The sequence below is a fragment of the Plantactinospora sp. B5E13 genome, from assembly GCF_039871775.1.
Classification (GTDB): Bacteria; Actinomycetota; Actinomycetes; order Mycobacteriales; family Micromonosporaceae; genus Plantactinospora.
The window spans coordinates 32,420-50,814 of record NZ_JBDPLT010000060.1; the positions used below are offsets into that span (position 1 = coordinate 32,420).

Genomic DNA, 18,395 nt, shown 5'->3' on the forward strand with positions numbered 1-18,395 from the left:
CGGGCCGCAGCGACCGGCGGACCTGACCACTCACCAGGCGGTCGCGCCGCCGTCGACCGCGTAGTTGGCGCCGGTGATGTACGCGGCACGGTCGGAGGCGAGGAAGACCACCAGTTCGGCGACCTCCTCGGGCCGGGCGAAACGCTTGACCAGCGTCTTGGCGGTGATCGCGTCCCGGGCGGCCCGGTCGTCTCCCAGGTCGCGGTCACTGGCCGGGGTGAGGATCGGTCCGGGACTGATCGCCACCGCACGGATCCCGTGCGGCGCGCCCTCGAGCGCGAGCTGCCGCGTCATCCCGATGATCCCGGCGTTCGCCGCCGCGTGCCCGATCATCGGCGGGACCTGGCCGGCGATCATGCCGGCCATCGACGCGGCGCTGATGATGACACCGCCGCCCCGCCGGACCAGGTGCGGCCAGGCGAACTTCGACACGAAGAACGGGATGTCGAGTTCGCCGGTGATGGTCGCCCGCCAGTCCTCGACCGAGAAGTCGGGCATCGGCCCGAACCGGAGCGCGGCCGCGTTGTTGTAGACCACGTCGAGTCCGCCGTAGGCCGCCGCCGCCTCCTCGACGGCCTGCCGCACCTGGTCCGGATCGGTGAGATCAACCGGTGCGATGCCGGTCATCTCCCCACCGGCGCCACGGACGAGTTCGACGGTCTCGTTGTTGCCGGCGGGTTGGATGTCGATGCCGACCACCTTCGCGCCCTCCCGGGCGAAGAGCTGTGACGCGACGCGCCCCACGCCTCCTCCGGTCCCGGTGATCAGCACGATCTTGCCGTCCAGCGTTCCCATGGAAACCTCCCTGGTCCGCGCTCCACCCGGACGGCTGGTCAGCCGGTCCGGGCGGGCGCCTGGGACGCGCCACCTCGTGGGTCCGCGACCCCCTGTACTTGACGCGTCAAGCATAGCTCCTGCTTGACGCGTCAACTACTACTCGCGACGCTGCGCTGCGGTTACCCCGTCACCGGTGGACAGACCAGGGACAGGCCACTCAACCAGGGACGATCCGGTCAACCAGGCGAGACGACCCGGGGCGGCGTACGGCGGCGAATGTCGGGCAGGCCGGCACGGGGCGGCAGAGATCCGACAACCGGGCGGGTAGCGCCGACACGGCCGGCACTCCGCGGTGCGCCGGGTGTCCGACAGCGGGCGCATGGACGCCCGGTCAGCCGGTCTGGAGGTTCAACGGGTTCTCCGGTCGGACCGGGTCCGCGCGCCGCCAAGCTGTCGACGGACGAAGGCGACGATCTCCGGTCCGTGGTGCTCGGCGAGGTCGGCGAGCAGGTCGGCCTCCCGCTCGTGCAGCGGGTCCGGCTCGGCGGCGGCGTACTCGATCGGGTCGATGTCGTACCGGACGTCACCGCGGTCCAGCCGAACCTCGGCCGGTTCGTAGCGGTAGAGCGTGAACCGCTGGCCGACGTCGAGCAGGTCACCGGTCGGTACCACCTCGGCGAAGTCGACCGCCGCCCGGCGGGCCGCGTCGCCGCCGAGCGGCCGGGCCCAGCCGGAGATCCGCAGCCGGCCGAGCGACGGCGCGCCGGCGGACGGCGGCAGGTCCCGCACGTCGAGGACCACCGCCGCAGCCCGACCACCACCAGCCGGATGCCCGGCCATGCCGGACGGGCCGGCCGGCTGCCCGACGGCGCCGGCCGGTCGCAGCGCCGCCGCCAGGTCGCTGACCACCGAGACGAGCAGCAGAACCCGCCCGGAGGGGTCGGTGGCGTGCCGGACCTGGTGCGGCCCCGGCCGGTACGCCACCTGGGCGGTACCGGCGAGCCGACCGGCGGCCAGGGTGCGGGCCACCTCCGCGGGGCTGGGCTGCATGACGACAACCTCCAGCGGTTAGGCTGACCTTAGTTAGGGCAGGCTAACCTACTGTTTCATCATCGTCCATCCCGGTATCCCGGCCGGTCCCACCGACCGAACCGACCCGCGTCGAGATGTGTGAGCATGGGCTGACCATTGTCGATCGCCCCGAACGGTGACCGCGGGGCACCGGGAGGCACGATGGCGGACCAGGGCGTGTCGGGTCGCGGACGGGCAACGCGGGTCGCCTTCTGGCTCACCGTGATCGGCGCCGGCGTCGGCCTCATCGTCGGCCTGTTCGAACTGGCGGACCGCTTCGACCCGGCAGAACCACCCCGGGCCGTCCCGACGTCGACCACCTCCACCGTCCAGGAGACGCCTCCCGTTCGGCTCGCCAACGGCGACGAGGGTTTCCTCCAGCCCGGACAGTGCGCCGCGAACGTCGGAACCGCCGAAAGCCCGATCCTCAGGATCGCGGCATGCGACGCCGCCGGCGCGCTACGCGTACTCGGCCGGATCGAGCAGGAGATCTCCGACGAGGCCGAGGCGGACGCCATCTGCCAGGCGGACAGCGCCGACTACACGGAATACCACTACTCGAACTGGGCCGGCCGGTCGGACTACGTCGACGTGCTCTTCTGCCTCGGACCCGCGTAGCGGGCGGACGACACCGACGGGCGGACCGCGACAGGTGTCACCGGTGGTCCCGACCGCGACCGGACGTTCACCTGGTCTGCTCCAACCATGAGGCGTAGAGCAGGCCGTAGGTCGACTCCGGATCCCGGACCAGCTCGTCGTGCGGTCCACGCTGCACGATCCGACCCTTGTCGACCACGATCACCTCGTCGGCGGCCTGGGCGGTGGAGAGCCGGTGCGCGATCGCCACCGTGGTCCGCCCCCGGGTCACCGCATCCAGGGTTCGCTGCAGCCGTACCTCCGTCGCCGGGTCGACCGCGCTGGTCGCCTCGTCCAGCACCAGCAGGTCCGGGTCTGCGACGTACGCCCGGGCCAGCGCGACCAACTGCCGCTCACCCACGCTCAGCGCCTCGCCCCGCTCCCCGACCGGGGTCGCCAGCCCGGCCGGCAGGCCGGCCACCCAGTCGCCGAGACCGAGTTCGACCATGGCCCGGGCCAGGTCGTCGTCGGAGAGCTCCGGACGGCCGAACCGGATGTTCTCCGCCACCGTCGCGTCGAAGAGGAACCCGTCCTGCGGCACCATCACCACCCGGGAGCGCAGCGAGGCGAACCGGACCCGGTCCAGCGGTACGCCGGAGAGCAGCACCGCCCCGGTGGACGGGTCCATCAGCCGGGTCAGCAGCTTCGCGAAGGTGGTCTTGCCGCTGCCGGTCTCCCCGACCACCGCGACCCGGGTCTTGGCCGGGATCTCCACGTCCACGTCCACCAGCACCGGCGGGCCGCCCGGATAGCGGTAGCCGACGTCGGCGAACCGGATGTCGATCGGCCCGGGCGGCAGCTCGACCCCCTGCTCCCCCGGGTCCGCCACGTCCGGCTCCACGTCCAGTACGTCGAGCACCCGGCGCCAGCCCGCGATCGCGTTCTGCGCCTCGTTGAGCACCTCGGTCGCGATCTGCACCGGCTGGATGAAGAGGGTGACCAGGAAGAGGAACGCGGTCAGTTCACCGATGCCGATCGTCCCGTCGACGCCCAGCCGGACCCCGAGCAGCACCACACCGGCCAGGGCCAGCCCGGCGGCGATCTCCCCGGTGGAGAAGCTGATCACGCTGGTCCGGATCGCCCGCTGCTGGGCCCGGCGCTGCCCGTCGATGGTCCGGTCCAGCCGGGCGGCGGTCCGCCCCGCGACGCCGTACGCCCGGATCACCGGCGCCCCGACGACACTCTCCGAGACGGCGGCGAGCATCGCGCCCATCCGCTGCCGAACCACCCCGTACGCCGCCGCCAGCCGCTTCTGGAACAGCCGGATCACCAGCGCGGCCGGTACGAACGCGGCGAAGACCGCCAGGGTCAGCTGCCAGGAGTAGACCGCCATCACGATGGTGGTCACCACCACCTGGCCCACGTTGATCAGCAGGATCACCCCGCCCCACTGCAGGAACTGGGTGATCTGGTCCACGTCGCTGGTGACCCGGGAGACCAGGGACCCGCGCCGCTCCGCCTGCTGGTGCAGCGTCGACAGGTCGTGCACGTGCCGGAAGGCCCGGACCCGGACCCCGGCCAGCGCGGTCTCGCTGACCGTGAACAGCCGGCGCATCATCAGGTAGCCGCAGACGGTCGTCACCAGCAGGACGGCGGCGGTCGCCGCCACCACCCAGGCGACCACGTCCAGGTGCGGTCCGCCGGGTGCCCGCAGTCCCCGGTCGATGCCCTGCTGGATGGCGACCGGTACGGCGGCCCGGCCGACCATCGAGACCAGGGCCAGGGCGAGCGTGCCGGCGAGTCCGGTCCGCAGCTCCGGGGAGAGGGCCAGGCCACGACGCAGGGTGTGCCAGGTGGTCTCGGTCCGCTCCGTCCCGGGTGCGCTCACCGTCGTACTGGTCATGCCGCCTCCTCGCTGCGCTCGTCGGCGTCATGAGCCGTCAACCTGAACTGGCCGATTCGCTCGCTCCGCTCGCTCATGCCCCCACCTCCTGGTCCTGCCGGTCCGTCGGATCGTCGAGGATGGTCCGCGCGTCCTCCCGGTCCCGTTCCCGCTCGGCTTCCGCCCGTTCGTACGCGGTGACCAGGGCGGCGTACCCGGGGGTGGTCCGCAGCAACGTGCTGTGCGTGCCCCGCCCGACCACCCGGCCGTGTTCGACGTAGACCACCTCGTCGGCGAGCGCGATGGTCGCCCGGCGGTAGGCCACCACCAGGATCGAGGTGGCCGGGTTGAGCGGACCGGCACCGCCGTCGGGACCGGCACCGCCGTCCGGCGTGGCGGAAGTCCCGTCGGCCGGGCGCCCGGTCTCCGGCGTGGCTGTGCGTCCGCCACGCAGCGCGGCCAGGATCGCCGCCTCCACCCTCGGGTCGACCGCGCTGGTCGCGTCGTCGAGTACCAGCAGCCGGGGCCGACCGGCCAGGGCGCGGGCCAGGGTGAGGCGTTGCCGCTGTCCCCCGGAGAGCGCGGCACCCCGCTCCCCCACCACGGTGTCCAGCCCGTCCGGCAGTGCCGACACGAAGCCGTCCGCCTCGGCGAGCCGCAGAGCCGCCCAGACGTCCTCGTCGCCGATGCCGTCCCGGCCCAGGGTGACGTTCTCCCGGATGGTGTCGTCGAAGACGAACGGCACCTGGGCGACGAGGGCGGTGTTGGCCGAGAGCGAGGCGGCGGTCAGCGACCGGACGTCGACCCCGTCCAGGGTCACCGTGCCGGTGTCGGGGTCGACCAGCCGGACCGCGAGGGCGGCGATCGTCGACTTGCCGGAACCGGTGGGACCGACCAGCGCGACCGTCCGGCCGGGTGGCACGGTGAACGACACCTCGTGCAGCACCGGCGTGCCGACCGGTGCCGGCCCGGTGCCCGACGCCGTTGCGGGCGGTGCCGGGGCGGGCACCGGGGCGGCGGGTTCGGCGGTCGGCGGCGCCGGGTCGGCCGGCACGGCGACGGTGGCCGACTCCCCCGGCGGGTAGCTGAAGCTGACCCGGTCGAAGTCCAGGGTGGCGGGCCGGTCGTCGGCCCGGTCCAGGGTCGTGTCGCCGTACGGCATCTCGCCGGTCGCGGTGAGCACGGTCTGCAGCCGTTCCCAGCCGGCGACACTGCGCGGCAGTTCGGCCAGCACCCAGCCGATCGCCCGGACCGGGAAGGCCAGCACCGTGAAGAGGAACGCGACGCTGACCAGTTCGGTGATGGTGACCGCGCCCTGACTCAGCCGGACCGCGCCGACCAGCAGCACCGCCAGGGTGCCGAGGCTCGGCAGGGTCTCCAGCATCGGGTCGAAGACCCCGCGCAGCCGACCGACCGAGATCAGCGCGTCCCGCAGTTCGCCGGCCTGGGCCGCGAACCGGGCCGTCTCCCGGGCCTCCTGGCCCATGGTCTTGACCACCAGCGCGCCGTCGAAACTCTCGTGGGCGATGGCGCTGACCTCTGCCCGCATCTGCTGGGCGCGGGACTGCCGGGGCGCCATCCGCCGGGAGTAGACGACGTTCAGGGCGAACAACGCCGGGAAGATCGCGACACCGACCAGGGCCAGCACCCAGTCGGTGACGAAGAGCGAGGCCATCGCGGCGACCAGCATCACCAGGGTGCCGACCGCGAACGGCAGCGGTGCGATCGGGAACCAGGCCGCCTCGACGTCGGAGTTGGCGTTGGAGAGCAGGGTGCCGGTGGCGTGCCGCTGGTGCCAGGCGAGCGGCAGTTCGAGGTAGCGCCGGGTGACCCGGCGGCGGTAGCTCGCCTGCAGCCGGTACTGCATGTATCCGGCGCCGATCCGGCGGCCGAACATGCCCAGCACCCGGCCGAGGCTCACCGCCAGCAGCGCGGCCGCGCCGAGCGCGACGGCACCGACGTCCGCCTCGCCCCGCTCCAGCGACGGCACCACCACGTTGCCGACCACCGCGCCGACGACGTACGCGCTGGCGACGATGAGCAGGCTGTAGACGACGCTGCCGGCAGCGGCGATCGTGAAGATCCGGGGTTCGTCCCGGATCGCGTAGCCGAGGATCCGGATTCCCTTGGCCAGCACGTCCCGGCTCGTCCCACCCGCCACAGTTTCCCCCGCGTCACCGTGATCGCCCGGCACGGCGCGTTCGGGCCGGCGCCGGCGTAAGCGTTCTTCGTCCAGATCATCCTTACCGATCGGCGGCGCCCGTGACGAACCGACCGGCTCGACGGAGGACAGTCGGGCGCGGATTGTGTTGGCCGTCACACAGCCCGACACGATCGCCCGAAGATCGGCCTAGGATCAGGCACATGCCCCGGTACGCGGATTCGGAGCGTCACGCACTGGCCGACCTTCTCCTCGCCCGTGGTCCGGAGGCACCGACGATCATCCCGGAGTGGGCCACCCGCCACCTCGCCGCCCACCTGGTGCTCCGGGAGCGCCGGCCAGACGCGGCCGCCGGGATCCTGCTCCGGCCGCTGCGCGGACACGCCGAACGGGTGTTGCAGGAGTTCGCGTCCCGGCCGTACCCGCAGCTCGTCGACCTGGTCCGGCACCGCCCCCGGTGGAGCCCGCTGAGCCTGCCGCCGGTCGACGAACTGGCCAACCTGACCGAGTTCTTCGTCCATTACGAGGACGTCCGCCGCGCCGAGCCCGGCTGGCAACCCCGGCAGCTGCCCGAGGACCACCAGGCCGCGCTCTGGAAACGGATACCGTCGCTGGCCCGGATGTCGCTGCGCCGATTCCCGGCCGCGCTGCTCGTCCAGGCGCCGCCGAACCACGGCGAGGCCACGGTCGGGGCCGGCGGGGATCAGCTCCGGCTGGTCGGCTCGCCGGCCGAGTTGACCATGTTCCTGTTCGGCCGCCAGCGGGTCGCCCGGGTGCAGCTGGTCGGTCCCGCCGCCCTCACCGACCGGCTGCGGACCGCAAAGCTCGGAATCTGACCCCCCAGCAGGACCGGCGCACGCGACAGGAGCAGGATGCGCACCCTCGCCGTGGCGGCGTTGACCCGTCCGCCGTTCCCCGACCGGGTCAACGGACACGTCGGGGAGGTGGGGCACCAGTCGCTGCGCTGGGCCACCGAACTCGGCCTGGTGTCCACCCCGGACACGCTGCGCCGACTGGACCGGGCGAGCGCGGCGGAGTTGGCCGGGCGGGCCTGCCCGGACGCCGGGCCGGCGCCGCTGCGTCTGCTCACCGATCTCTTCACCTGGCTGTTCGCCTTCGACGACAGGTGTGACGACGACGGGCTCGGCCGGGACCCCGGTCGGCTCGCCCCGGTCGTCGGCGGACTGTTGGACGTCCTGGACCTGCTCGGCGGACCGGCGCCGCCGGACCCGGCCACCGTCGCCGGCCCGGCCGGCGCCGCCCTGCACGACCTGTGTCGACGGGTACGCGGTCACAACTCGCCGCACCTGCTGCTCCGATTCACCAACCAGATGCGTGACTACCTGCTCGCCCTGCTCTGGGAGGCGGCGAACCGGGAGCGGTCCCGGGTCCCGGCGGTGGCGGAGTACCTGCAGATGCGGCGGCACACCGGCGGCGTACGGCCGAGTCTGACCGTCACCGACCTGGTGTACGGCGGCGGCGACGCCGCGCACCGGACCGACCCCCGTGCGTCCACCTTGGACAACCTGGCCACCGACCTGGTGTGCTGGTGCAACGACATCTTCTCCTACGACAAGGAGTGGCGGCAGGGCGGCGACGGGCACAATCTGGTCGTCGTGCTGCACCGGAGCGCCGACGCCGCCCCGGAACGGTCCGCCCTCGTCGGCGCCGCCGACCGGTTCAACGCGGCACTGCGGACGTACCTGCGGGTGGAGTCGGAACTGCTGGTCGACGCGGACGCCGAGACGGTCCGGTTCGTCACCGCCCGCCGGTGCTGGATCCGGGGCAGCTACGACTGGTCGTTGCGGGCGAGCCGCTACCAGTGATCCGCCGCGCCCGCCCTCGCCCGGTCACCGCGCGACGGCCACGACCACCTGCGCGGCGACCTGCTCCGGGCCCGGCGGGGCTGTCAGTCGTCGTCGCTGTGGTCCTGCCAGGACGGGACCGGTTCCCCGTTCCGGCACTCGACCTCGACGTCGAGACGGCGACTCGTACCCCGGAAGGTGACCTCGGCGTCGTCGTCCGGCCCACGGTCGACGTCCTCGGCCCGGAAGCCCTGGGCCGGGGTCCAGGAGACCAGCCACACCTGGCCGCCGTCACACCGGGCGACGATCGTGCCGCCCGGGGTGGCGAGCAGCCGGGCTCCGGCGACCGGCGGGGTGGTCGCCGGGGTGCCGGGAGTCGGGGACCCGGGGACCGCCGGACCGGACGGGACCGGTGTGTGGCTGCCCGGCATGGCGTTGGTGGGAGTCGGGCCGGTCGGAACCTCCGCCAGCGCCCGGGCCACCTCCTCCGGGGTGCGGACCTCGCCCGCCGGCCCGGTGAGATCCGCACCGATCACCCGGACGGCGGCCAACCCGGTGCCGGTGGCGGCCAACGCGGCGAGCAGCCAACCACCGACCGCGAACACGGTACGTCGACGCATGCTCCGATCATGCCCGGCCGGAAGTTAAGGCCGGGGCCGGCGAAGCCTAAGAGACGGTAAAGCGCCCGCCCTCGACCCGGCGGGCACCCACTCTCGACCCGACGGGTGCTCCCGGCCGGCGGGCGGCATGGATCATAATCTTTCCCGTGACCGACCCGAGCCCCCCGGGCAGCAAACTCGACACCACCGTCGCCCACCCCGCCCGCCGCTACAACTACTGGCTCGGCGGCAAGGACCACTTCGCCGCCGACCGCGAGTCCGGCGACCAGGTGGCCGCCGCCTTCCCGACCGTCCGGATCGCCGCCCGCGCCAACCGCGACTTCCTGCGACGTACGGTGGAGTTCCTGGCTGGCGAGGCCGGGATCCGGCAGTTCCTCGACGTCGGCACCGGCCTGCCCACCGCGGACAACGTCCACGAACTCGCCCAGCGGATCGCCCCCGGGTCCCGGGTCGTCTACGTCGACAACGACCCGCTGGTGATGAGCCACGCCCGGGCGCTGCTGACCTCCACGCCCGAGGGCCGGACCGTCTACCTGGAGCGCGACGTTCGCGACCCTGACTCGATCCTGGACGCCCCCGAACTGCGGCACACCCTCGACCTCGGCCAGCCGGTCGGCCTGACGCTGGCGGCGGTGGTGCACTTCGTCCGGGACTTCGAGGACCCGTACGGCGTCGTCCGGCGGTTCGTCGACGCGCTGCCCCCGGGCAGCTACCTGGTGCTCTCCCACGGCACGTACGACGGCCTGCCGGCCGGGGTCGTCGAGCGGCTGGAACAGGCGAACGCCGCCAGCGGTGGGCTGAGCCGGACCCGGAGCCGGGCGGAGGTCGACCGGTTCTTCGACGGCCTGGAGCTGGTCGAGCCGGGGGTCGTGCCGCTCGCGCAGTGGCGGCCCGCCCCCGGTGCCGAGATCCCGGACCCGGTCGACATATGCATGTACGGCGGTGTCGCCCGGATCCCCTGAGCCGCCGACGGCACCGGTTACCGTTCCGGTGTGGCACGCCTACTGCTCATCGAGGACGATCCGGCGATCCGCAATCCGCTCCTGCACGCGCTGCGTGAGCGGGGGCACGCCGTCGCCGCCGTCGCGACCGCGATGAGTGGCCTGCAGGCGGTCCTCGACCACCGCCCCGACCTTGTGGTCCTCGATCTGGGCCTGCCTGACCTGGACGGGCTGGAGTTGCTCCGGATGCTGCGCGCGGTCAACACCACCCCGGTGATCATCGCGACCGCCCGGGACGACGAGACCGAGATCATCCGCGGGTTGGACTCGGGTGCCGACGACTATCTGGTGAAGCCGTTCACCGCGGCCCAGCTCGACGCCCGGATCCGGGCGGTACTGCGCCGGGGCACCGGCCCGGCCGGCGGGCCGCCGGTGCTGGCCGTCGGTGACCTGCGGGTCGACCCGGGCGCCCGGCTGGCGACCCTGGCCGGCACCCCCGTCGAGCTGACCCCCCGGGAGTTCGAACTGCTGCACTACCTCGCCACCCGGGCCGGCCAGGTGGTGAGTAAACGGGAACTGCTGACCGAGGTGTGGCAGTTGCCGTACGGCGGGGCGGACAAGACGGTGGACGTACACCTGTCGTGGTTGCGCCGCAAGCTCGGGGAGACCGCGCAGCGGCCGCGCTACCTGCACACCGTACGCGGGGTCGGGGTGCGGCTCGCCGCGCCCGGTGACGAGCCGGCCGGCGATCCCGGAGGTGTCCGGTGAGGCGCCGGCTGACCCTGTTGGTCGCCGCCACCACCTGCCTGGTGTTGCTGGCCTTCCTGGTCCCGCTGGCGGTGCTGTTGCGCGACGCCGCGGCCGACCGGGCGACCTCGGCGGCCACCGCCGAGGTCCAGGGGCTGGTGCCGCTGGTCGGCACCGCCGACCCGGCCCGGCTGGGGCTCGCCGCCGACCAGGTCGGCGCGCTGGCCGGCCGGCCGGTCACGGTCTTCCTGCCGGACGGTTCGGCGCTCGGGACGCCGTCGGAACGCAGCCCCGGGGTGGCGCTCGCGGCACGGGGCGAAAGCCTGACCGTGGCCGGGCCGGAGGGCCGGGAGATCCTGGTCGCGGTGCAGGGCCGGCCGGACGGTACGGCGGTGGTCCGCACCTTCGTCCCCCGGGCCGAGCTGGTCCGGGGGGTGTACCGGTCGTGGCTGGTCCTCGCCGGGCTCGGCGTGGCCCTGCTGCTGCTCGGCCTGGTCGTCGCCGACCGGTTGGCCCGGTCGATGGTGGCGCCGATCAGCGAGCTGTCGTCGGTGTCGTTGCGGCTCGCCGGGGCGGAACTGACCGCCCGGGCCCGGCCGTCGGGGCCACCGGAACTGCGGGCGGTCGCCGGCGCGCTCAACCACCTGGCCGCCCGGATCCAGGAGCTGCTCCGGGAGGAACGGGAGCAGTTGGCGGACCTGTCGCACCGGCTGCGTACCCCGTTGACGTCGTTGCGGCTGGAGGCCGAGTCGTTGACCGACCCGGCGGAGGCGGCCCGGATCGGCAACCGGATCGACGCGGTGGAGCGGGCGGTGACCGGGCTGATCCGGCAGGCCCGGCGCCGCGGCACGACCGAGGCCGGCCCCGGCGGCCCGAGCGGTGCCGAGGGTGTCTGCGACGCGACCGAGGTGGTCCGGGACCGGGTGGCGTTCTGGACGGTGCTGGCCGAGGACACCGGCCGGACGGTCGCCGTCGACCTCGCCGACCACCCACTGCCGGTACGGCTGCCCGCCGACGACCTGGCGGCGGTCCTGGACGCGCTGCTCGGCAACGTCTTCGCACACACCCCGGACGGGGTCGGGTTCTCGGTCACCTGTGTGCCGAAGGTCGGCGGCGGCGCGTTGCTGACCGTCGCGGACGCCGGTCCGGGACTGCCGTCGGCGGTGCTGAACCCGGCGACGCTGGTGGAACGGGGGGCGAGCGCCGGCGGTTCGACCGGGCTGGGGCTGGACATCGCTCGCCGGGCCGCCCGGGACAGCGGCGGACAACTCGAACTGGCCAGCGGGATCGGTGGCGGCGCCCGGGTCGCGCTCACCCTCGGCCCACCCACCCGGTCGCCGGCGGTCCCGCCGGCCTGACCGGCGCCGTACCGTCCGCGGGTGGACACCCCCGACGGCGCTGCCTCACCGCTGCCGTTCCGACGGCCCTGCCTCACTGTGGCGGCGCTGCGGCGCTGCCTCACTGTGGCGGCGCCGGCCATCCCGGCGATGACTCGGCGGTGGCCCCAGCCCGGTTGACGGCCAACTCGACCACAAGGGTGCCGAGCAGGACGAGAGTCGGGACCGCCATGACCGCCAGCGACGGCAACAGTGGCATCGCCGGCCCGCTCGCGGCGAGCACCACGATCGCGGTCACCCGGGTGCCAAGGAGGCGGCCGGTCACCACGATCTCGAAGAACAGCGTGCCGAGCAGGAAGAGTGCGGGACCACCGAGCAGGATCAGGACCCAGGACAGCGGCGGGTCGCGGTAGGGGTCGCCGACCACGAGCGAGGTGCCGGTGGAGATCAGCAGGACACCGCCGACCATCACCCCCGGTGACCCGTGGCAACGCTACAAAGGCGGACGCTTCGCACGTGGGGAACCCGGGACGGGGCACCCGAACGGCTCATAGGCTCGGAGACGTCGGACGAGGGCGGGGCACGGGAGGCAGGCCGGTCGATGGCGGAGGGCGACAGGGAGCGGATGTCGCCGCCCGGCCTGGCGTCGACGAGCCGCCCCGCCCTGCTGGAGCTCTTCTTCGACCTGGCGTACGTCGCCGCCATGATCACCCTGACCGAGCGGCTGCTCGCCGACCTGACCCCGCTGGGCGCCGCCGAGGCGCTGGTGCTGCTGGTGCCCTTCGCCCTGCTCTGGGCCCTGACCTCGTGGGGGGCCGGGGACACGGTCGACCTGAACCGGTGGACCCACGTACCGCAGTTCGTCTGGGCACGGCGGGCGTCCTGGTGATGTCCGCCGCCGTCCCGCCGCGTACGAACAGCGGGGCCTGCTGTTCGTGGTCGCCTACCTGGCGACGCACGTCGGCAGCGGCGCGTACAACCTGGTGCTGCTGGCCCGGGCGCGGGCGCCGGAGCCGGTCCGGGGGCGGCCGCCCCGGGTGCTCTTCTGGGTACTCCTCGCCGCGGTGCCGTGGATCGTCGGGGCGTTGCTGCCGCAACAGGTGCGGCTGGCGCTCTGGACGGTGGCGGCGGCGGTGGAGATGCTCGGCGTGCTGCTCAGCTGGCCGACACCGTGGGCCCGGCAGCGGCTCGCCCCGCCGCCGGTGCAGGTGGGTGAGCGGGTCTCCGAGCGGTACCGGCAGTTCGTGATCATCGCGCTCGGGGTCGCCATCTTCCTGACCGGTCGGGCGTACAGCGGCAGTGCGCACCGGCTCGCCGACACCCTCGCCCTCGCGGTGGTGTTCGGCACGACGGTGCTGATCTGGCGGATCTACATCCACCGTGCCGGGGAGTTGATGACCAGCGGCATCGCCGAGTCGTCGAACCCGTGGCGGCGTAGCCAGTTGACCGCCCTCGTCCACCTGGTCCTGGTGAGCGGCATCCTCGGAACGGCCGCCGCCAACGAGCTTGTCATCGCCCGGCCGTTCGGCGCCACGCCGGCCGCGACGGCGATGCTGATCTTCGGCGGCCCCGCACTGTTCCTGTTCGGCCGGCTGCTGCTCGACCGGATCGTCTTCGCCCGGCTGGACCGACCCCAGATCGTCGGTCTGGTCGGGTTGCTCGTGCTGGCCCCGACGGCGACGGTGCTGCCGCCGATGATGTCGGCGCTGGTCGTGCTGGCCGTGCTGACCGGTGTCGCGGCCGTCAACCTGCTGCTGACCCGGGCCCACCTGCCGATGCCGGCCCCGCACGCCGGCTGACCGGCGGGGCCGGATCTTTACCTCGGCTTAGCATTCGCACAGTGCGCCGCTATCCCCGCTCGGGCGAACCTCTGAGGGTGACAGCACAGAGGACTCAGCACCGAGGAGGGGACATGATCCGGCGCAACACGATGGTCCTGGGCATCGGCGGTGCGCTCGCCGTACTCGCCGTCGTCGGCACCGCGATCGGGGCCAACGCGGCGGAGCAGGGCGAACGCGGGCTCGGCGCCGCACCGGTGGCGACCGCCACGGCCACCGCGCCGGCTACCGAGCCGGGCACCGTTCGGGCCGCCCCGTCGACCAGCGGCCCGTCGACCGCCACCACCTCGACCGGCGGCCCGTCGACCGGTGCTCCCAGCACCACCAGCCCCGGCACGGACGATCCGATCAGCCGGGAACGCGCGGTGGAGATCGCGCTCGGCCAGGCCGGCGGCGGCCGGGTCGACGAGGTCGAGCGGGAGCGGGAACACGGCCGGACGGTCTGGAGCGTGGAGATCCAGCAGGACGGCTGGGAGGTCGAGGTCGACGTCGACACCAGCACCGGCGACATCGTCAAGACCGACCGCGACCGGGACGACGACCGGGACGACCGCGACCGGGACGACGACGATGACGACGACGACCGGGACGACGACTGAGCAACCTGCCCCGACGAACGGCCGTACCGCCCCCTTGGCGGTGCGGCCGTCGCGCTGCCGCCGCCCGCGACCGTGGCATCGCCGGCGGCGGGAAAGTGGCGTCGAGGTCGCCGCGGGACGTGACCGTGACATCGCTCGCCGACGGCTGTCGGTCGAGGCTGTTAGCGTTCGCGGCCGTGGAGACTGACGAGGAGACGGACGACATCCGCGGGGTGGTCGAGGCGTTCGTACGGCAGCAGGTGGCGCTCGGCGTCCTGCCGTACGCGACGATCGTCGAGGAGACCGGGTACCACTTCCAGGACGAGGCGAACCGGGACGTGGTCCGCCGTTGGGCCGGGGAGGTCACGGCCCGTGAACTGGCCGCACATCTCGCCGCCCAGGCGGAGTTTCCCGGGCCGACCGACAGCGACCGGCTCACCCTCGCCTTCCGCGCCCTGGACAGCGCCGGCATCGTCGCCCGGGAGGACTTCACCTGCTGCCAGAACTGCGGCGTCCAGGAGATCCGCGACGAGGCCGACGAGCGGGACCAGCGACGCGGCTACACCTTCTACCACCAGCAGGACGCGGAGCGCGGCGTCGAGGGCGGCGGGGTGTACCTCGCGTACGGGTTGTTCGACGGGCCGGCCACGGTCGAGATCGGCGAGGAGGTGGCGGCCGCACTGCGCGACCACGACCTACCGGTGCGGTGGGACGGGAGCACCGGCACCCGGATCTTCGTTCCGCTGACCCTGCGGCGTCGGCGGTTCGGCCGGCTCGCGGCGGTTCCGCCCGTCGTCGAGGACGACATACCGGTCGAGGTGGCGGTCCCCGACGCCTGGCGGGGCCCGTTCGCGCTGACCGACGGCACCCTTGCGGCGAGTTGGCTGACCGGTCTGCACCTGCCGTGGCTGCCGGTCGGAATCCGGGTCCGGGTCACCGTCGACGGGGCGTCGGTGACGGTACGACGGGACTGGGACACCCTGGTCGGCGGTTTCCCGGACGGCACCGAACTGCGGGTCGGTCGTCGGGACGGGATGACCCTGGTACGTCGGCTGCGGGGTGCGACGGCACCGGCCGCCGAGCCGACACCCGAGGCCGGGCTGGTGGAGGCGACCTGGCAGCACCCGGCCGGTCTGCAGGACCGGGCGGTGCCCCTCGAAACCGCCGAGGCTGTCGAGATGGTCCGGCGGATGCCGGTCCGGACCGGCGCCTGGATCTGCTACGTCGGCCGCTCCGACGCGGCGGTGCAGATGCGCTGGGAGCGGGGCCGGCTCTGGCTGGAGAGCCCGGACCCCGCGACGGAGACGTCGACCGGCCGACACGTGTCCCTGCCGGAGGCGGAGCGGATGGTCCGGATCCTCGCCACCGAGGACCGGGTCGCGGTGAACGAACTGGTCGGGGTGACCACCGTCAGCTGGCGCGGGAACTGAACTCCCGCGCTACCTCGTCGCGATCGTGGGACACGGTTTCACAGTCGGCCCTGCAGCCGCACCGGTACGCCGGTCCGGAACCGGGGTGGCGCCGGGCTGATCTCGACGAACCCGGGCCACTGTCCCGGACCGGTTCCGGGCGGACCGGACCGGCAGGAGCCGCCGTGTCCCTCACGCTCGCCGCACCGGCCGCCACCGGGCAGCCGCCGGTCGCAGAACACCCGGAACCGTTCGTGCTGGGCGTCCTCCGCCGAGACGGTCACCTCGCCGGCGTCGAGTTCCGGCAGGAAGGCCAGGGACTCGGTGAGCAACGCGGCCAGATCGGTGGCGGCGTCCAGCGTGGGTACGGCGACCCGCAGGTGGATGACGTGCCCCGGTGCCGCCTCGCCGCAACCGAATTCGTCCATGGACACGTTCTCTCCTCGTACCCGGGGGGGGTGGTCTGTCGCGGAAATGTGTCGACCAGGGGCCGCGGGACCTCGTCCGCCGATCGACTGGCCTGGGCCGACGCCTGGATAGCTTAGAGACGCGACGGGCCGACAAGGGTTTGCCACTCCCGGCAAATGTCGACAGTTCGTGAACAGACCAGCACGAAGAGCCAGCACCGGGACGGCCTCGACCTACCGTCCGTCCAGCCGTACCGGCTCGGTCCGATCAGCACTAGCCGAGCGGCCGGAAGAGCCAATACTCTCTGGTAACCGCGATTTAACGTGATCACCGTCACGCCACGATATCCGGAGGCTATCCCCCAATGTCTCTCGACATCCCGTACCGGTCCATCCCCGACATGTTCCTGCAACGTGTCTCGGCCACCCCCGACCGGGACGCCTTCGCCCATCCCGCGCCCGACGACTCCGGTCCGATCTGGCTCAGCTGGGCGCAGGTCGGCCAGCGGGCGAAGGCCATCGCCGCCGGACTGCGCGGTCTCGGTGTCGACCACGAGGACCGGGTGGCGATCGCGGCCAACACCCGGCTCGACTGGGTGCTCGCCGACCTCGGGATCATGTGCGCGGGCGGCGCGACCACAACGGTCTATCCGACCACCGAGCCGGAGGACACCGCCTACATCCTCACCGACTCCGGCTCGAAGATCCTGATCGCGGAGAACGCCGCCCAGGCCGCCAAGGTCGCCGCCGCGGACCTGCCCGCGCTGACCCACGTGGTGCTGATGGACGGGCCCGCGGATCCCGAGGCCAGCCCGACCCAGCTCACCCTCGGCGACCTCGAGGTGCAGGGCACGCTCGCGCTGGAACAGGATCCGGACCTGATCGAGCGGATCGTCGCCGACATCTCCCCGGACCGGCTGGCCACCCTGATCTACACCTCCGGCACCACCGGCCGGCCCAAGGGTGTGGAACTGCTGCACGCCGGCTGGTGCTGGGAGGGGGTCGCCCAGGGGACGATCGGCATCCTCGAGCCCGACGACCTGCAGTACCTCTGGCTGCCGCTGTCCCACTCGTTCGGCAAGACCCTGCTCTGCGGCGTGATCCACGTCGGGCTGCCGACGTACGTGGACGGTCGACTCGACAAGCTGGTCGAGCTGCTCGGCCTGGTCAAGCCGACCCTGATGTGCGGCGCGCCCCGGATCTACGAGAAGGTCTACAACCGCGCGGTCACCACCGCGCAGACCGGCGGCGGGGCCAAGGCGAAGATCTTCGCCTGGGCGGTACGGACCGGCAGGCGGAAGGTCGCCCTGGAGCAGGCCGGTCAACCGGTCTCCGCCGGCCTGCGGATCAGCTACGGCATCGCGGAGAAGCTGGTGTTCAGCAAGCTCCAGGCCCGGCTCGGTGGCCGGATCCGGGTACTGGTCTCCGGCGCCGCGCCGCTGAGCAAGGAGATCGCCGGGTTCTTCGCCGCCGCCGGGCTGCCGATCTACGAGGGGTACGGTCTCACCGAGAGCAGTGCGGCCAACTTCGTCAACCGGCCCGGCAGGCTCAAGATCGGCACCGTCGGTCAGGCGATCGCGGACCTGGAGTGCAGGATCGACTCCGACGGCGAGATCCTGCTCCGGGGCGCGCCGGTGATGCGTGGCTACCACAACCTGCCCGAGGAGACCGCGGCGGCGTTCACCTCGGACGGCTTCTTCCGCACGGGTGACATCGGCGAACTCGACGACGACGGCTTCCTCACCATCACGGACCGGAAGAAGGACCTGGTCAAGACCTCCGGCGGCAAGTACATCGCGCCGTCGGCGATCGAGGGGATGTTCAAGGCCATCTGCCCGTACACCGCGCAGGCGGTGGTGATCGGCCAGGCCCGCAACTACTGCACGATGCTGGTCAGCCTGGACGCCGACGCGATCGCCGCCTGGGCCGCCGGTGGACCGCTCGCCGGGCGTCCGTACGCCGAACTCGTCGCGTCGGCCGAGGTGCGCAGCCTGGTCGAGGGGTACGTCGACGACCTGAACACCAAGCTCAACCGCTGGGAGACGATCAAGAGGGTGGCCATCCTGCCCCGTGAACTGACCGTCGAGGACGGCGAGATGACACCCTCGATGAAGATCAAGCGGAAGGCCGTGGAGACCAGCTTCGCCGACGAGATCAACAAGATGTACGAGGGCACCCTCGCCCAGCTCTGAGCGGGCGGTCGGCCGGATCGGTCGGGTCGGGTGGGTCACCCGGACCGACCGATC

Annotated in this window: 16 protein-coding genes and 2 pseudogenes; 11 read left to right on the top strand and 7 right to left on the bottom strand. The window is 72.9% G+C overall.

The window, feature by feature from the left end:
- Window positions 1-30: 30 nt before the first annotated feature.
- Together ABGB05_RS33055 and ABGB05_RS33060 are read right to left on the bottom strand one after the other, a co-directional pair.
- Window positions 31-795 carry an SDR family NAD(P)-dependent oxidoreductase gene (locus ABGB05_RS33055; protein ID WP_347657887.1) on the bottom strand — a complete coding sequence of 255 codons (765 nt, stop codon included), beginning with the start codon at window positions 793-795 and terminating at the stop codon, window positions 31-33.
- 426 nt (window positions 796-1,221) lie between these two features.
- Window positions 1,222-1,827 (bottom strand): annotated as a pseudogene (locus ABGB05_RS33060) (DUF2470 domain-containing protein); the annotation flags it as partial.
- Window positions 1,828-2,010: 183 nt separating this feature from the next.
- Here ABGB05_RS33060 and ABGB05_RS33065 point away from each other — a divergent pair.
- Window positions 2,011-2,466, top strand: a complete 456-nt coding sequence (locus ABGB05_RS33065; RefSeq protein WP_347657888.1) for a hypothetical protein — start codon at window positions 2,011-2,013, stop codon at window positions 2,464-2,466.
- A gap of 67 nt (window positions 2,467-2,533) precedes the next feature.
- On the opposite strand, the gene ABGB05_RS33070 is transcribed toward ABGB05_RS33065, so the two are convergent.
- Window positions 2,534-4,327 (bottom strand): ABC transporter ATP-binding protein, encoded by a 1,794-nt coding sequence (locus ABGB05_RS33070; protein ID WP_347657889.1) that lies wholly within the window; start codon window positions 4,325-4,327, stop codon window positions 2,534-2,536.
- A gap of 73 nt (window positions 4,328-4,400) precedes the next feature.
- Window positions 4,401-6,467 carry an ABC transporter ATP-binding protein gene (locus tag ABGB05_RS33075; protein ID WP_347657890.1) on the bottom strand — a complete coding sequence of 689 codons (2,067 nt, stop codon included), beginning with the start codon at window positions 6,465-6,467 and terminating at the stop codon, window positions 4,401-4,403.
- A 203-nt stretch (window positions 6,468-6,670) separates the two neighbouring features.
- Here ABGB05_RS33075 and ABGB05_RS33080 point away from each other — a divergent pair, with 203 nt between their 5' ends.
- Window positions 6,671-7,303 carry a TIGR03085 family metal-binding protein gene (locus ABGB05_RS33080; protein WP_347657891.1) on the top strand — a complete coding sequence of 211 codons (633 nt, stop codon included), beginning with the start codon at window positions 6,671-6,673 and terminating at the stop codon, window positions 7,301-7,303.
- Between the two features lie 36 nt (window positions 7,304-7,339).
- A complete protein-coding gene (locus ABGB05_RS33085; protein WP_347657892.1) occupies window positions 7,340-8,293 on the top strand; it encodes a terpene synthase in 954 nt (317 codons plus the stop codon).
- Between the two features lie 83 nt (window positions 8,294-8,376).
- On the opposite strand, the gene ABGB05_RS33090 is transcribed toward ABGB05_RS33085, so the two are convergent.
- Window positions 8,377-8,892, bottom strand: coding sequence for a septum formation initiator (locus ABGB05_RS33090; RefSeq protein WP_347657893.1), 516 nt, complete (start codon window positions 8,890-8,892; stop codon window positions 8,377-8,379).
- A 146-nt stretch (window positions 8,893-9,038) separates the two neighbouring features.
- Here ABGB05_RS33090 and ABGB05_RS33095 point away from each other — a divergent pair, with 146 nt between their 5' ends.
- From ABGB05_RS33095 to ABGB05_RS33105, 3 genes are read left to right on the top strand one after another with little or no spacing between them, the layout of a single operon-like run.
- Window positions 9,039-9,854, top strand: coding sequence for an SAM-dependent methyltransferase (locus ABGB05_RS33095; RefSeq protein WP_347657894.1), 816 nt, complete (start codon window positions 9,039-9,041; stop codon window positions 9,852-9,854).
- 30 nt (window positions 9,855-9,884) lie between these two features.
- Window positions 9,885-10,601, top strand: a complete 717-nt coding sequence (locus ABGB05_RS33100) for a response regulator transcription factor (protein WP_347657895.1) — start codon at window positions 9,885-9,887, stop codon at window positions 10,599-10,601.
- A complete protein-coding gene (locus ABGB05_RS33105; RefSeq protein ID WP_347657896.1) occupies window positions 10,598-11,938 on the top strand; it encodes a HAMP domain-containing sensor histidine kinase in 1,341 nt (446 codons plus the stop codon). The genes ABGB05_RS33100 and ABGB05_RS33105 overlap by 4 nt, the downstream gene beginning before the upstream one ends.
- Before the next feature lie 100 nt (window positions 11,939-12,038).
- Here ABGB05_RS33105 and ABGB05_RS33110 read toward each other — a convergent pair whose 3' ends face one another.
- On the bottom strand, window positions 12,039-12,386 hold the full coding sequence (locus ABGB05_RS33110; protein ID WP_347657897.1) for a low temperature requirement protein A: 348 nt from the start codon (window positions 12,384-12,386) through the stop codon (window positions 12,039-12,041).
- A 132-nt stretch (window positions 12,387-12,518) separates the two neighbouring features.
- Here ABGB05_RS33110 and ABGB05_RS33115 point away from each other — a divergent pair, with 132 nt between their 5' ends.
- From ABGB05_RS33115 to ABGB05_RS33130, 4 genes and pseudogenes are all read left to right on the top strand, one after another.
- Window positions 12,519-12,806 (top strand): low temperature requirement protein A, encoded by a 288-nt coding sequence (locus ABGB05_RS33115; protein WP_347657898.1) that lies wholly within the window; start codon window positions 12,519-12,521, stop codon window positions 12,804-12,806.
- Between the two features lie 25 nt (window positions 12,807-12,831).
- Window positions 12,832-13,716 (top strand): annotated as a pseudogene (locus ABGB05_RS33120) (low temperature requirement protein A); the annotation flags it as partial.
- A gap of 113 nt (window positions 13,717-13,829) precedes the next feature.
- On the top strand, window positions 13,830-14,354 hold the full coding sequence (locus ABGB05_RS33125) for a PepSY domain-containing protein (RefSeq protein WP_347657899.1): 525 nt from the start codon (window positions 13,830-13,832) through the stop codon (window positions 14,352-14,354).
- 176 nt (window positions 14,355-14,530) lie between these two features.
- On the top strand, window positions 14,531-15,763 hold the full coding sequence (locus ABGB05_RS33130; RefSeq protein ID WP_347657900.1) for a hypothetical protein: 1,233 nt from the start codon (window positions 14,531-14,533) through the stop codon (window positions 15,761-15,763).
- 38 nt (window positions 15,764-15,801) lie between these two features.
- On the opposite strand, the gene ABGB05_RS33135 is transcribed toward ABGB05_RS33130, so the two are convergent.
- Window positions 15,802-16,176 (bottom strand): hypothetical protein, encoded by a 375-nt coding sequence (locus tag ABGB05_RS33135; protein WP_347657901.1) that lies wholly within the window; start codon window positions 16,174-16,176, stop codon window positions 15,802-15,804.
- Between the two features lie 338 nt (window positions 16,177-16,514).
- On the opposite strand from ABGB05_RS33135, the gene ABGB05_RS33140 reads away from it, so the two are divergent.
- Window positions 16,515-18,341 carry a long-chain fatty acid--CoA ligase gene (locus ABGB05_RS33140; protein ID WP_347657902.1) on the top strand — a complete coding sequence of 609 codons (1,827 nt, stop codon included), beginning with the start codon at window positions 16,515-16,517 and terminating at the stop codon, window positions 18,339-18,341.
- The last annotated feature ends 54 nt before the right edge of the window (window positions 18,342-18,395 follow it).